The organism is Blastomonas sp. UPD001 (assembly GCF_003426715.1).
Lineage (GTDB): Bacteria > Pseudomonadota > Alphaproteobacteria > Sphingomonadales > Sphingomonadaceae > Blastomonas.
Genome location: NZ_QKVT01000001.1, coordinates 2,099,037 through 2,112,981 on the forward strand (window position 1 = coordinate 2,099,037; position 13,945 = coordinate 2,112,981).

The 13,945-nt window shown below is 66.2% G+C and carries 12 protein-coding genes and 2 pseudogenes; 6 read left to right on the top strand and 8 right to left on the bottom strand.

The window, feature by feature from the left end:
• The 6 genes and pseudogenes from DM995_RS10670 to ribB form a co-directional block, all read left to right on the top strand.
• Positions 1-1,409 (top strand): hypothetical protein (locus tag DM995_RS10670; protein ID WP_198669323.1); only part of this gene is annotated, 1,409 nt, incomplete at its 5' end.
• On the top strand, positions 1,406-4,492 hold the full coding sequence (locus DM995_RS10675) for a CHAT domain-containing protein (RefSeq protein WP_116969415.1): 3,087 nt from the start codon (positions 1,406-1,408) through the stop codon (positions 4,490-4,492). The genes DM995_RS10670 and DM995_RS10675, both read left to right, overlap by 4 nt.
• 44 nt (positions 4,493-4,536) lie before the next feature.
• Positions 4,537-4,887, top strand: a complete 351-nt coding sequence (locus DM995_RS10680) for a hypothetical protein (RefSeq protein WP_023838656.1) — start codon at positions 4,537-4,539, stop codon at positions 4,885-4,887.
• Positions 4,888-4,916: 29 nt separating this feature from the next.
• Positions 4,917-5,785: pseudogene (ribD, locus tag DM995_RS10685) on the top strand (bifunctional diaminohydroxyphosphoribosylaminopyrimidine deaminase/5-amino-6-(5-phosphoribosylamino)uracil reductase RibD).
• Positions 5,786-5,809: 24 nt separating this feature from the next.
• The gene (locus tag DM995_RS10690) at positions 5,810-6,424 is read left to right on the top strand and encodes a riboflavin synthase (RefSeq protein WP_023838654.1); all 615 of its coding nucleotides are present in this window, start codon (positions 5,810-5,812) and stop codon (positions 6,422-6,424) included.
• A 58-nt stretch (positions 6,425-6,482) separates the two neighbouring features.
• The gene (ribB, locus tag DM995_RS10695; protein WP_023838653.1) at positions 6,483-7,763 is read left to right on the top strand and encodes a 3,4-dihydroxy-2-butanone-4-phosphate synthase; all 1,281 of its coding nucleotides are present in this window, start codon (positions 6,483-6,485) and stop codon (positions 7,761-7,763) included.
• A gap of 120 nt (positions 7,764-7,883) precedes the next feature.
• On the opposite strand, the gene DM995_RS10700 is transcribed toward ribB, so the two are convergent.
• The 8 genes and pseudogenes from DM995_RS10700 to DM995_RS10735 form a co-directional block, all read right to left on the bottom strand.
• Entirely contained in the window at positions 7,884-8,243 is a 360-nt protein-coding gene (locus DM995_RS10700) for a HesB/IscA family protein (protein ID WP_116969416.1), read from the bottom strand.
• A gap of 210 nt (positions 8,244-8,453) precedes the next feature.
• Positions 8,454-8,927, bottom strand: coding sequence for a DUF59 domain-containing protein (locus tag DM995_RS10705; protein ID WP_116969417.1), 474 nt, complete (start codon positions 8,925-8,927; stop codon positions 8,454-8,456).
• Between the two features lie 5 nt (positions 8,928-8,932).
• On the bottom strand, positions 8,933-10,159 hold the full coding sequence (locus DM995_RS10710; protein WP_116969418.1) for a cysteine desulfurase: 1,227 nt from the start codon (positions 10,157-10,159) through the stop codon (positions 8,933-8,935).
• A gap of 202 nt (positions 10,160-10,361) precedes the next feature.
• Positions 10,362-10,924: pseudogene (locus tag DM995_RS10715) on the bottom strand (SufD family Fe-S cluster assembly protein).
• Positions 10,925-11,144: 220 nt separating this feature from the next.
• Positions 11,145-11,885, bottom strand: a complete 741-nt coding sequence (gene sufC, locus DM995_RS10720) for a Fe-S cluster assembly ATPase SufC (RefSeq protein WP_116969419.1) — start codon at positions 11,883-11,885, stop codon at positions 11,145-11,147.
• Position 11,886: 1 nt separating this feature from the next.
• Positions 11,887-12,171 (bottom strand): hypothetical protein, encoded by a 285-nt coding sequence (locus DM995_RS10725; protein ID WP_116969420.1) that lies wholly within the window; start codon positions 12,169-12,171, stop codon positions 11,887-11,889.
• On the bottom strand, positions 12,168-13,664 hold the full coding sequence (sufB, locus tag DM995_RS10730; protein ID WP_023839543.1) for a Fe-S cluster assembly protein SufB: 1,497 nt from the start codon (positions 13,662-13,664) through the stop codon (positions 12,168-12,170). Before sufB ends, DM995_RS10725 begins: the two co-directional genes overlap by 4 nt.
• On the bottom strand, positions 13,661-13,945 hold a 285-nt coding region (locus DM995_RS10735; protein WP_198669324.1), incomplete at its 5' end, for an RrF2 family transcriptional regulator. The genes sufB and DM995_RS10735, both read right to left, overlap by 4 nt.

A 13,945-nucleotide genomic window follows, 5' to 3' on the forward strand; every position in this document is an offset into this window, starting at 1 on the left:
TCGCCGCCACCCCGGCGCGCGTCGGCGGCAGCGTGTCGATCGGCGCGACGACGACCGGAACACTGCTGGGTGCCTCGACCGGCACCTTCTCGGCCAACAGCACGATCACTGCGGGCACGCGGATCAGCCTGGACGTCGGCGGCACGGCGGTGTTCGGCGGTCTCGCGGTCGCCCCGACCATCGCGATCAGCTCGGGCGATATCGCCTTCTCGCAAGCCGGGGGCCTGGGCAATGCCAATACCGGCACGATCACGCTGACCGCCAACCGCAGCGGTTCGGTGGTGCTCGGCGGCACGACCAGCGACAGCCAGAGCAGCGGCACCTATTCGCTCGATGGCAGCGAGATCTCGCGCATCCGTGCGCAGAACATCGTCATCAACGCGCCCAATGTCTCGTCGACCGGCACCGGCGTCGAGATTCGCGCGCTGACGATGAACGGGTCGAGCGCATCGAGCGGCGTGAACCTCAACGGCGCCGAGGGCAGCCTGACGATCAACACATCGGGCACCATCCGCGTCAACGGCAATGCCGTGTTCAATTCCATGGCCGCCACCAACCGGGTGTCGCTCAACGCCAACCGGGTGGAGATCAACGCAGACAGCGGCGGGCTCTTCCTCAACGGCAGCTCGCCGGGCGGCATCCTCTCGATCAACGCCAACAACATCCATATCGCCAGCGCCTCGCTGCTCGAGCGGCTGGCGGAGAATGTCAATTTCACCGGCCGCGACAACGCACTGGGCCTGCCGATCGCGACCTCGCGTCCCGATGGCGTGATCCAGGCCTCGAGCCTGCGCTTCACGGTGGGCAGCACGCTGCTGATCCAGAATACCGGCACCTCGCTGCTCAATGCGGGCTTTTTCGGTCGCGTCGGCAGCTTCCAGGTGACCCCGCGCAGCTCGCAGAGCCAGGGCACACCCAGCCTGATCGATCTCGTGATCTATGGCCAGCTGCTCGATACCGGCGATCTGGTGCGCAACGGCACATCGGTGCGCGACCTGATCTTCCCGCGCTCGACCAGCAGCTCCGGACAGGACAGCGGCGGACCGAGCGGCTTTACCAGCACCTCCAGCGTCAATGGCTGCCTGCTCTCGGCCATTTCGTGCGGCGGGGGTGGCATTACCGAACAGGGCCCGACCGTGGTCGTGCATGCCGGGCCGCCGCCGCCCAAGCCCGCCGCCGAACGCGAGCAGAAGCAGGAGCAGGAAGAAGCCGAAGCCGCAGCCGAAGAGGCCGCGCGTGGCGAGGCGGCCCCGCGCCGTCCGATCATGCCGCCGGTCACCATCGTCAACACCCGGCGCCTCGGCGTCGAGCCGATCATCGACGAGCCCGTCACCAGCGGCGGGAACCCCAATCTGCAGCTCGACGTGCCGCTCAATGAAACGGTGCCTGAAACCGGAGGACAGCCATGATCCGCCCCCTGTCGTTCCAGCCCGCGTTCACCCGCGCCTTGCGCCATGGCGGCACCGCGCTGCTCGCGCTGGCCGCCGGCCTCGGCTCGCCCGCCCTTGCGCAGGGACAGGAATCGATCGCGCTGCGCGACAGCTTCCGCGTGGGATCGGCGGGCGTGCTGTGCACCGCGCAGTACCGCCCGACCGATCCTGCGCTCACCAGCATGTTCGATCGCGGCTATCGCGTGGTGTGTCGCGACGCCGCAAGTCCGGTCGCCTCGCTCTATGCACTGCGCGGTGGCGAGGGTGACCGGTTGGCGCAGTATCTGGAAGCGGCCAAGACCCGCCTGTCCTGCGGCGAGAAGCAGGTGGCCGAGGTCGAGACCACCGGCGGCGCGAGCGTCATCGAATGTCGCGATCCCAGGGCGGGCGTCGATTACCGCATCTACGCCGCCGTCCGCGGCGACACGGTGTTCGTCGCCGAGGGGCTTTCGGGCTATGATTCGGCGCTCAAGCTGGCGCTGGCGGCGCTGGTCACCGACCGCGCGGTGCCCGGCACGGTCGACGTTGCCACCACCCAGGTCAGCGATCCCGCCGCCTTTGCGCGCATCCAGGCCGGCACGCTCGACGAGGAATCGGCACGCGTCGAGGCCTATATCCGCAACAATTACGGCGCCTATGCCGAATCCGCCGAGTTTTTCGAGACGCTCGCCGCGCGCGAGCAGGGCGGCAGCGAGCGCAGCGCCGAGTTCCTTGCCAATCAGGCGCTGCAGCTGTCCAATATGGGCGATTTCGCCACCGCCGGCGCGCTGTTCGCGCGCGCCGACCGGCTGGTCGCGGCCAGCGACGGCGTCACCCAGCGGATGATCCGCAACTTCCGCGCGATCGATGCGATCAACCAGCGCAACCCGCAAGAGGCGCTCCAGGTGCTCGACCGCCCGGTGTCGATCGATACCGAGATGGTCGGCGAGACGCGGCTGTCGCAGGGCGAGATCACCAAGATGCTCGCCGACCAGATCAATCGCGAGAATTCGGGCCTCAAGCGGCTCGGCGGGGTCGATTCGAGCCTGACCGGGCCCGAGCGCGCGCAGATTCTCGACGGCCAGGCGCTGCTGCTGCGCGGCACCGCGCTGCGGCTTGCCGGGCAGAGCGACGCGGCGCTGGCCGCGCTGCAACAGGGCATCGACACGATCGTCGCCGTGCGCAACGGCCGGATCAGCTCGACCGGCTGGCTGCGCGCCGAAGTGGCGACGCAGCGCGCACTGATCCAGGAATCGCGCGGCGACTTTGTCGGCGCGCGCGCGGGCCTGACCGAGGCGCTCGACATCTACAAGCTCGACTATCCGCAATCGCCCGGCCTGCTCAGCGCCAAGGGACGGCTCGCGGCCTTCCTGGCGCGGCGGGGCGAGGCCGAGGCCTCGATCGCGCTGTATGACGAGATCGTCGCCGAGGGCGAGGCCGTGCCGAGCGCACGTGCCGCGATGAAGGAAATGCTGGGGCCTTATTTCGCCCAGCTCGCCACGCGTGCCGATAGCGATCCATCGGTGGCCGCGCGCATGTTCAACGCGAGCCAGCTGCTCCAGCGCCCCGGCGTCGCGCAGACCCAGGCGGTGCTGGCGCGCGAGCTTTCCGAAGGCAATGACGAGGCCTCGGCGTTGTTCCGCCTGGCGGTGACGCGCACCCGCGAGATCGCGCGTACCAGCGCCGAGATCCAGCGGCTGGAAGCCCTGCCCACCCCGACGCCCGACGATCTGGCGACCCTGGCGCTCGCGCGCGAATCGCTGACCACCCAGCAGAACGAGCAGACCGCGCTGCAATCGCGGCTGGGCCAGTATTCGCAGTATCGCGTGCTCTCGCCGACATCGGTGACGCTGGCGGAGTTGCAGAAGCTGCTCGGCCCGCGCGAAGGCTATTACAAGGTCAGCTTTGTCGGGCAGAAGGTCTATGGCCAGCTGATCACTGCGGACAGGGTGCGCACGGTCAGCATCGCGCTGACCCGCGCCGATCTCGACAAGACCGTCGCCAAGCTGCGCGATTCGATCGTGGTGATCGAGAACGGCCAGCCGACCAACTATCCGTTCGACGTCGTCGAGGCGCGCAAGCTGTACGAAGCGCTGTTCCCCGGCCTGAAGCAGGACCTCGCCAGCATCGAGCATCTCGTCTACGAACCCGATGGCGCGTTGCTACAGCTGCCGCCGGGGCTGCTGGTCGAGGACCAGAAGGGCGTCGATGCCTATCTCGAGCGTTCGGCCGCGATCGATTCGGACCCGTTCGACTTTACCGGCGTCGCGTGGTTCGGGCGCGACCGGCGCTTCTCGATCGCGGTGTCGCCGCGCTCGTTCGCCGATGTGCGCACCATTGCGCCCGCGCGCGGCAAGCAGACCTATCTCGGCGTGGGCGAGAATGCTCCGCCACCCGAGCGCATCCAGCTAGCCTCGGCGCAGCGCGATGCCGATTGCGAATGGCCTGTCGCAACCTGGATGGACCCGATTTCGCCGGCCGAACTCAAGCTCGCGCAAAGCGTGCTGGGGGCCGGCCGCGCCAATGTGATCACGCAGCAGAGCTTCAGCGACACCGCCTTGCTCGGCCGCGACGATCTCGACGACTATCGCATCCTGCACTTTGCGACGCACGGTCTCGTCACCGCGCCGCGCCCCGAATGCCCCGCGCGCCCGGCGCTGGTCACCTCGTTCGGCGATGCGAGCTCGGACGGGCTGCTGAGCTTCAAGGAGATATTCGACCTGAAGCTCGATGCCGATCTCGTGATCCTCTCGGCCTGCGACACCGCGGGACTGGCGACCGTTTCGGCCTCGCGCGAGGCGGGGATCGAGACCGGGGGCAATTTCGCGCTCGATGGTCTGGTCCGCGCGTTCGTCGGCGCCGGAGCACGCTCGGTGCTGGCGAGCCACTGGCCGGTGCCCGATGATTTCAACGCGACCGAGAATCTGATCTCCTCGCTGTTCAAGGCCGCGCCCGGCACCGCGATGAACGAATCGCTCGCCAGGGCGCAGCGCGCCGCGATGGACGATCCGCTGACCTCGCATCCCTATTACTGGGCGGCGTTCATCCTGCTCGGCGATGGGACGAAGCCTCTGGTGAAATAGCCCCGCACTGGTCAAGACGGACGCAAGCGCCTATCTTGACCGGCATGGGATTCTTTCGCGACATATCGCCGGTGCGCGCTGCATCGGACCTCAAGGCCTACTGGTTCGACCAGCAGGAGCATAAATGGCGCTTTCTTGCGCTGTCGGCGGCCTGCACCATCGCGATCTTCGGCGCGTTCATCAGCGAATCGGGTTTCGAGGTGCAGTGGAAGCGGCCCGAGATCACCTGGGTGACCAGCCTCGAGCCCGGACGCAGCGACGAGCAGATCCGCCAGGAGATCGAGGCGAACCAGCTGCTCAAGGAAAAGCGCGAGGCCGAGCGGCTGAAGCGCGAGGAAGAGCGCAAGGCGCAATATCGCCGCCTCGCCGAACAGTTGGGCATGGACACCGAGTGATCCCAGCCGCGCGGTCCGATGCCGACTGGATGCGCGCCGCCATCGCGCTGGCGGGCCGGGGCCGGGCCTTGTCGAGCCCCAATCCGTCGGTCGGATGCATTCTGGTGCGCGACGATCGCGTCATCGGCCGCGGCTGGACCGATCGCGGCGGACGTCCGCACGGCGAGGCCATGGCGCTCGACCAGGCGGGCGAGGCCGCGCGCGGAGCCACCGCCTATGTCACGCTCGAACCCTGCGCGCACCGGAGCCAGCGCGGCCCCGCCTGTGCCGACCTGCTGATCGCCAGCGGCGTATCGCGCGTCGTCGTCGCGGTGCAGGACCCCGATCCACGCACCAATGGCGCCGGGATCGAGCGGCTGCGCGCGGCGGGCATCGCGGTCGAGACCGGTGTGCTGGAAAGCGAAGCGCGCGCCAGCCTCGCCGGCTTCCTCACGCGCCAGACGCTCGGCCGCCCGTTCGTCACGCTCAAGCTTGCCACCTCGCTCGACGGGCAGATCGCGCTGGCCGATGGCACCAGCCGCTGGATCACCGGCGATGCCGACTCGATGTGCGCCTGCCCGGGCTCGAGCAGCGCTCCCCCCGCCGCGTGCTGCTGAGCCGGATGGGCGATGCGCCGCCGGGCTGGACCGGCATCGCCGCACCCGAGGACATCGCGACGCTGGACGGAACCGACTGGCTGATGGTCGAAGGCGGGGCGGAAGTCGCCGCCGCGTTTCTGGCGCGCGACATGGTCGACCGGCTGCTGCTCTATCGCGCGCCGGTGCTGATCGGGCGCGGCATGGCGGCCTTGGGCGATATCGCTCTGGACGTTCTGGCGAGCGCGCATGGACGCTGGCGGCTCGACGACACGCGGCTGCTTGGCAAGGACCGGATGGAAAGCTACCAGCGGGTGCGCTGACCCGCCGCATCGAGGACCCATTTCATGTTCACAGGCATCATCACCGATATCGGCACGATCGAGCATGCCGAGCAGCGCGGCGACCTGCACGCGCGCATCCGCTGCAGCTATGACATGGCCGGTGTTGCCATAGGCGCGTCGATCGCCTGTTCGGGCGCGTGCCTGACCGTGACCAGCAAGGGCGACGACTGGTTCACCGTCGATATTTCTGCCGAGACCGTGAGCAAGACCGCCGCGAACCGCTGGGTGCAGGGCAAGCGGCTGAACCTCGAACGCGCGCTCAGGATCGGCGACGAACTGGGCGGGCATCTCGTCACCGGTCATGTCGACGGCGTCGGCACCGTGGCCGCGCGCGAGGCCGAAGGCGATTCGATCCGCTTCACCATCGCCGCGCCCGCCGCGCTTGCGCCCTATATCGCGGCCAAGGGATCGATCACGGTGGATGGCGTGTCGCTCACCGTCAATTCGCATGCCGACCAGAGCGATGGCACCGTCCATTTCGGCCTCAACATCATCCCGCACACCTGGGAGATGACCACGCTGGGCGATCTGCAGCCCGGCGATCCGGTCAATCTGGAGATCGACGTGCTCGCGCGGTATCTGATGCGGATGAACGAGGTAAAATCGCTTTCGATGTGATTTTCCGCTTCAGGCTCACACTGCGATGTGATATCGGAATGTCCGAAAGGATATTCCCATGTCTGCACAGCTGATCGAACGCATTGTCGAAATCATCGAAACCGGCCAGGAAAGCCGCGCCGGGCTGGCGCGCGCCGCCGGCCTGCACGCCAATTCGCTGCGCAAGCTGGGCGAGCCCGACTGGAACCCCACCGCCGAGACGCTCGGCAAGCTCGAGCGCTATCTCTCGCGCGATCCCGCCGGGGTGATGGCCACGGCCGAAGAGATCATCAACGAGGCGCGCAACGGGCGCATGTACATCCTGGTCGATGACGAGGACCGCGAGAACGAGGGCGATCTCATCATCCCCGCGCAGATGGCGACGCCCGACGCGATCAACTTCATGGCCAAATATGGTCGCGGGCTGATCTGCCTCGCGATGACGCGCGACCGGGTCGAACAGCTCGGCCTCAACCTCATGTCGCGCAACAACGGGACGCGGCACGAAACCGCGTTCACCGTCTCGATCGAGGCGCGCGACGGCGTCACCACCGGGATCAGCGCGGCGGACCGTTCGCGCACCGTCACCGTCGCGATCGACCCCAGCAAGGGGCCCGAGGAGATTGTCACCCCCGGCCATGTCTTCCCGCTGATGGCGCGCGATGGCGGCGTGCTGGTGCGCGCAGGGCATACCGAGGCGGCGGTGGACGTGTCGCGGCTCGCCGGCCTCAACCCCTCGGGAGTGATCTGCGAGATCATGAACGACGACGGCACCATGGCCCGGCTCGACGACCTGATCGAGTTCGCGCACATCCACGGCATGAAGATCGGCACGATCCGCGACCTGATCGCCTATCGCCGCCGCCACGACCATCTGGTCGAGCGCCGCGCCGAGGCGCGCTTCACCAGCCGTCACGGCGGCGAGTGGAAGGCGATCGTCTTCTACAACAAGGCCGAGAAGAACGAGCAGATCGTGCTGCAAAAGGGCCATGTCGATCCCGACAAGCCGACCCTGGTGCGCATGCACGTGCTGAGCCCGTTCTCCGACATTTTCGGCGAGACGGGGCCGCGTTCGGGCGTGCTGGGCAAGGCGATGGACCTGATCGGCGAGGAAGGCGCAGGCCTGGTCGTGCTGCTCAATCGGCACGGCATCAACAGCCTGAGCAACGCGGTGCGGATGAAATCGGGCGAGACGGTGCCCGATATGGAGGAATTGCGCGATTACGGCATCGGTGCGCAGATCCTCACCGAAATGGGCGTGAACGAGATGGAATTGCTGACCAACTCGCATCACAGCCTGGTCGCGCTCGACGGCTATGGCCTGTCGATTGTCGGCGAACGTCCGATCCCGATGGGCTAGAGTGATTTCGAGTGAAATGGAACATTTCACGGCTCGGAAATCACGGCAAAACAGAAGGTTAGACCCAGCTTTTGGTTTCATCAAAAGCGAATAGGGTCTAACCGCCGGCGCGGCGGGGCTTCAGACCGTGAAGCTCTCGCCGCAGCCGCAGCTGCCCTTGGCATTGGGGTTATTGAACACGAAGCCGGCGGTGAAATCGTCCTCGACCCAGTCCATGGTCGATCCGATCAGATAGAGCACCGATCCGCCATCGACATAGAAGGTGCCGCCGGGGGTCTCGATCTTCTCGTCGAACTTCACCTCCTCGGTGACATAATCGACCGAATAGGCCAGGCCCGAACAGCCGCGGCGCGGCGTCGACAGCTTCACCCCGATCGCTCCTTCGGGCGCATTCGCCATCAGATGCGCGATGCGCGCTTCGGCCGAGGGCGTCAGCGTCAGCGCAGCGGGACGGGCACGGGTGGTGGTGGTCGTCGTCATTGGCTTGCTCCTTCAAAACCCCTCTCCCTTGAAGGGAGAGGGCTGCGAAGACTTGGGTCTGGCTTGCCAGGCCCTAGTCGAAGCTGGGTGAGGGTGAGGGCGCGATATTTGCAAGCACGCACCTCGCTGCCCCCTCTCCCAGCTCCGACTAATTCGCTCCGCTCATAAGTCTCCGCAACCCTCTCCCTCGGAGGGGAGAGGGTGATTCCATTACAACATCCCCATCTCGAGCCGGGCCTCGTCGCTCATCTTGCCCGGATCCCAGGGCGGGTCCCAGACCAGATTGACCTCGGCATCGGCGATGCCGGGGACCGAGCAGACCTGCATCTCGACCTCGCCCGGCATCGATTCGGCGACCGGACAATGCGGCGTCGTCAGCGTCATGGTGATGATCGCGTGCGCGTCGTTCACCTCGACGCCATAGATCAGGCCCAGGTCATAGATGTTCACCGGTATTTCGGGATCATAGATGCCCTTCAGCCGGTCGATCACCGCCTCGTACACCTCGCCGCCGGGCTCGTTGGGGGTCAGGCCCTGCGGCTTTTCCGCCAGAAAACCGTCCAGATAATCGCGGCGGCGTGGCTCTGTCGGCGCGGCGTCCTCGACCACGTCCTGCACCCGCGCCTTGGGCGGCTTGGCCACTGCCTCGACCTCGTCGATCACGATCTTTCCCGTCTCTTCCATATGCCTCACCCGAAAATCCTGCGGACCCGTTCCAGTCCCCGCACCAGCGCGGCGACATCTTCGCTGTTGCTGTAAATCCCGAAGCTCGCGCGCGCGGTCGCGGGCACGCCGAGATGGTCCATCAGCGGCTGCGCGCAATGATGCCCGGCGCGGATCGCGACATGCGCCTCGTCCAATATGGTGCCGATGTCGTGCGGATGCACCCCCTGCATCTCGAACGAAAGGATGCCCGCGCTGTCCTTCGGCCCGAACAGCCGGATCGCGTTGATGCCCGACAGCGCATCCTGCGCCTCGGCGACCAGCGCGCATTCGTGCGCGTGGATCGTCTCGACGCCGATGGCTTGCACATAATCGATCGCCGCCGCGAGTCCGACCGTGCCGGTGATATGCGGCGTGCCCGCCTCGAACCGCTGCGGCGGCGGGGCATAGGTCGTCCGTTCGAAGGTCACCCGGTCGATCATCGCGCCGCCGCCCTGCCAGGGCGGCATCGCATCGAGCAGATCCTTGCGGCCCCAGAGCACGCCGATGCCGGTCGGGCCATAGAGCTTGTGCGCGCTGTAGACATAGAAATCGCAGCCCAGGGCCGCGACATCGACAGGCAAGCGCGGCACCGCCTGGCAGCCGTCGAGCAGCAGCAGCGCGCCGACATTATGCGCGAGCGCCGCCGCGCGCTTCGCATCGAGCACGCTGCCGAGCACGTTCGACACATGCGCAAGCGACACCATCTTGTGCGCCGGCGTCAGCATCGCCTCGATCGCGTCGAGATCGATCCGACCATCCTCGGTCAGCGGCGCGACATCGATCACCGCGCCGGTGCATTCGGCGACCAGCTGCCAGGGCACGATATTGCTGTGATGCTCGAGCTGGCTGAGCAGGATGCGATCACCGGGCTTCAGATTGGCCCCGCCCCAGCTCGAGGCGACCAGGTTGATCCCCTCGGTCGCGCCGCGCACGAACACGGTCTCGTCCTCGCGCCCGCCGATGAACGCCGCCGCCTTGCGCCGCGCAGCCTCGTACGCGATCGTCATGTCCGCCGAGCGCGCATAGACGCCGCGGTGCACGGTCGCATAATCGCCGCCATAGCTCTGCGCGATCGCATCGATCACCGCTTTCGGCTTCTGCGCCGTGGCGGCGGAATCGAGATAATGCCAGGGCTCGCCCGATGCGGTGATCAGGCCGGGGAAATCGGCGCGATGGTCGAGCAGGCGGGGTGGTGCGATGAGAGTGGTCATGATGGCTCTCCCGCCAGCCCCTCTCCCCCCCGAGGGAGAGGGTTGCGCAGACTTGGCGCGCGCAGCGTGCCTAGTCGGAGCTGGGTGAGGGGGCGGCTGGCGCAGCTACCCCTCATCCAACTGCGCCTAGCTGGCTGCGCCAGCAAGGCTCCGTATCCTTCTCCCTCAAGGGGAGAAGGCTTGATGGCAAGAGCGGGGCCCATCACGCCAGTCCCTCCAGCGCGGCGAGCGCGCGGGTCTCGATCGCCTCGCGCGCGGCGTCATCGTCGAGCGACACGAACGCGTCGGCGATGAACGCCTGCAGCATCAGCTTGCGCGCCACCTGCGGCGGCAATCCCCGCGCGGCCATGTAGAACAGCGCTTGCCTGTCGAGCTCGCCCACGGTCGCGCCGTGCGCGCATTTCACGTCGTCGGCATAGATTTCCAGCTCGGGCTTGGCATTGGCGGTCGCAGTGCGGTCAAGCAGCATCGCTTTCACCGACTGCGACGCATCGGTCTTCTGCGCATGGCGCGCGACCGCGACCTTGCCGAGGAACGATCCGGTCGCGCGGCCCGCAAGCACCGAGCGCACCACCTGGTTGCTGGTGGCATGGGGGTGCGCATGGTTGACCTGGGTGACGATCTCGAGCGTCTGGTCGCCCTGCCCCAGGATCGCCCCGCCCATCTCGAAATGCGCTCGCCCCAGACGCGCGCCAGCGCATCGAGATCGGCATAGCGCCAGGCCTCGTCGCGGCGGGTGGGAAGGGGATGGATCGTCGCGCTCATGCTCTCTTCCCCCCAAATCCCTCTCCCTTGATGGGAGAGGGCTGCGAAGCCTTGATGAGCGAAGCGAATTTAGGCGAAGCTGGGTGAGGGTGGCGCGGCTGCAAAGCTGTCGCTGAGCATGGCGCACTCACCCTCATCCAACTGCGCCTAGCCGCGCTACGCGTGGCAAGGCTCCGTATCCTTCTCCCATCAAGGGAGAAGGGTCTGGCTGGCATTACCATCACGCCACCGCCTCGTATCCCTGCTCTTCCAGCTCCAGCGCCAGCTCGGGTCCGCCGCTGCGCACGATGCGGCCACCGGCGAGGACATGGACGAAATCGGGCTTCACCAGATCGAGCAGCCGCTGATAGTGGGTGATGAGCAGCACCGCCTTGTCGCTCTTGCGCATGATCGCGTTGATGCCCTCGCCGACGATGCGCAGCGCGTCGATGTCGAGCCCGCTATCGGTCTCGTCGAGCAGCGCGAGCTTGGGGTCGATGATCCCCATCTGCACCATCTCGTTGCGCTTCTTCTCACCGCCCGAAAAGCCGACATTCACCGGGCGCTTGAGCATTTCCATGTCCATGCGCAGCAACGCCGCCTTTTCCTTGGCAAGCTTGATGAACTCCGCGCCCGACAGCGGCTCTTCGCCGCGCGCCTTGCGCTGGGCATTCAGGCTCTCGCGCAGGAATTGCAGGTTGGAGACGCCGGGGATCTCGACCGGATACTGGAAGCCCAGGAACAGCCCCGCGGCAGCGCGCTCGTGCGGTTCCATCCCGAGCAGGTCCTGCCCATCGAAGGTCGCGCTCCCCTGCGTCACCTCATAGCCGGGCCGTCCGCCCAGCGTATAGGCGAGCGTTGACTTGCCCGCGCCATTGGGGCCCATGATCGCATGGATCTCGCCCGCGTTGATGGTAAGCGACAGCCCCTTGAGGATCGCGGTTTCGCCAACCGTGGCGTGGAGGTTGTTGATTTTGAGCATGTTAGCTTTCCAAGCTGGATTGACGTTGTTTTCTGACAACCAATCCAATTATCGTTGCGGTAACTGCCGAAACCGGCAGCAAGATAAATCCTTCGAACATACCAAAAGGGCTTATCCCTGCTAATGTCAGCGTAAGTACAAATCCGAAGAAAATGACCTGAACGCCGACCACGGAGAGAACCCAAGAGGCCATGAAGTGCCGCTTTGGCGGCTCATTTGCGAACACCCGCCATGCCAAAGCGACGGGCAACCCCACGACAGTAGCGAGCCACAGGATGTTGTTCACCCCACGCTCCCCTCCAGCGAAATCCCCAGCAGCTTCTGCGCCTCGACCGCGAATTCCATCGGCAGCTGCTTTAGCACCTCGCGCGCGAAGCCGTTGACGATCAGCGCGACGGCGTCTTCCTGCGAAAGCCCGCGCTGCATCGCATAGAACAGCTGGTCGTCGCTGATCTTGCTGGTGGTCGCCTCGTGCTCGATCGTCGCGGAAGGATTGCGCACCTCGATATAGGGGACGGTGTGCGCGCCGCATTGGTCGCCGAGCAACAGGCTGTCGCACTGGGTGAAGTTGCGTACGCCCTCGGCCGAGGGGGCGACGCGCACCAGACCGCGATAGGTGTTGTTGCTCTTGCCGGCGCTGATCCCCTTGGACACGATGGTCGAGCGGCTGCCCTTGCCGTTGTGGATCATCTTGGTGCCGGTATCGGCCTGCTGGTAATTGTTGGTCACTGCGACCGAATAGAATTCGCCGACGCTGTCCTCACCGTTGAGCACGCAGCTGGGATATTTCCACGTCACCGCAGAGCCGGTCTCGACCTGGGTCCAGCTGATCTTCGAGCGCGCGCCCTGCGCCAGGCCGCGCTTGGTGACGAAATTGTAGATGCCGCCCTTGCCCTCGGCATCGCCCGGATACCAGTTCTGCACAGTCGAGTACTTGATCTCGGCATCGTCGAGCGCGACCAGCTCGACCACGGCGGCGTGGAGCTGGTTCTCGTCGCGCTGCGGCGCGGTGCAGCCCTCGAGATAGCTGACATATGAGCCCTTGTCGGCGACGATCAGCGTGCGCTCGAACTGGCCGGTATTTTCCGCGTTGATGCGGAAATAGGTGGAAAGCTCCATCGGACAGCGCACGCCCTCGGGAATGTAGACGAAGGTGCCGTCGGAAAAGACTGCGCAGTTGAGGCAGGCGAAATAATTGTCGCGCACCGGCACGACCTTGCCCAGCCACTTCCTGACGAGCTCGGGATGCTCGCGGATCGCTTCGCTGATCGACATGAAGATGACGCCGGCGCGGCTCAGCTCCTCGCGGAAGGTGGTGGCCACCGAGACGCTGTCGAACACCGCATCGACCGCGACCTTGCGCGCGCCTTCAACCCCGGCGAGCACCTTCTGCTCCTCGATCGGGATGCCGAGCTTCTCATAGACACGCAGGATTTCCGGATCGACCTCGTCGAGCGAGCCCAGCTTGGGCTTGGCCTTGGGCGCCGCGTAATAATAGGCGTCCTGATAGTCGATCGGCGGATAGTGCAGCTTGGCCCAGTCGGGCTCGGGCATCTCCTGCCAGATGCGGAACGCCTTGAGCCGCCAGTCGAGCATCCATTCGGGCTCGTTCTTCTTGGCGCTGATATAGCGGACGGTGTCCTCGTTCAGCCCCTTGGGCGCGAGTTCCTGCTCAATATCGCTGGTGAAGCCCCATTCATATGTGCCCACCTTCTCGGCCGCGGCCCAGGCGTCGGCATCGCGCACCTTGCTGTCAGCGGTGTTGCTGTCGTCGGTCACGATACGGTCCTTTTGAAATCAAGAGCATGTTCGGGGCGGCGGGGGTCCGGAATGTGCTGGCCGAGGCTGGCGAGCGTGACCGAGGCCAAGGCGGTGCGGACGGTGCGGTTGACGATCTGCCAGTGCGGGCGGACATGGCAGCTGCCCTCGATCGCGCAATCGCTGGCATGCTCGCCCGAACAGACCGTGATGGTGATCGGGCCGTCGACCGCTTCGACGATGTCGGCGAGCGTGATCGCGGCGGGCGGGCGCGACAGGCGGAAGCCGCCGCCGGCCCCCCG

What these genes read in the sequence shown, in the direction of transcription:
- DM995_RS10710 (WP_116969418.1), bottom strand. Translation starts at nt 10,159, where the DNA reads ATGACCACTCTCATCGCACCACCCCGCCTGCTCGACCATCGCGCCGAT.
- DM995_RS10705 (WP_116969417.1), bottom strand. Translation starts at nt 8,927, where the DNA reads ATGGAAGAGACGGGAAAGATCGTGATCGACGAGGTCGAGGCAGTGGCC.
- sufC (WP_116969419.1), bottom strand. Translation starts at nt 11,885, where the DNA reads ATGCTCAAAATCAACAACCTCCACGCCACGGTTGGCGAAACCGCGATC.
- DM995_RS10700 (WP_116969416.1), bottom strand. Translation starts at nt 8,243, where the DNA reads ATGACGACGACCACCACCACCCGTGCCCGTCCCGCTGCGCTGACGCTG.
- ribB (WP_023838653.1), top strand. Translation starts at nt 6,483, where the DNA reads ATGTCTGCACAGCTGATCGAACGCATTGTCGAAATCATCGAAACCGGC.
- DM995_RS10680 (WP_023838656.1), top strand. Translation starts at nt 4,537, where the DNA reads ATGGGATTCTTTCGCGACATATCGCCGGTGCGCGCTGCATCGGACCTC.
- DM995_RS10675 (WP_116969415.1), top strand. Translation starts at nt 1,406, where the DNA reads ATGATCCGCCCCCTGTCGTTCCAGCCCGCGTTCACCCGCGCCTTGCGC.
- DM995_RS10690 (WP_023838654.1), top strand. Translation starts at nt 5,810, where the DNA reads ATGTTCACAGGCATCATCACCGATATCGGCACGATCGAGCATGCCGAG.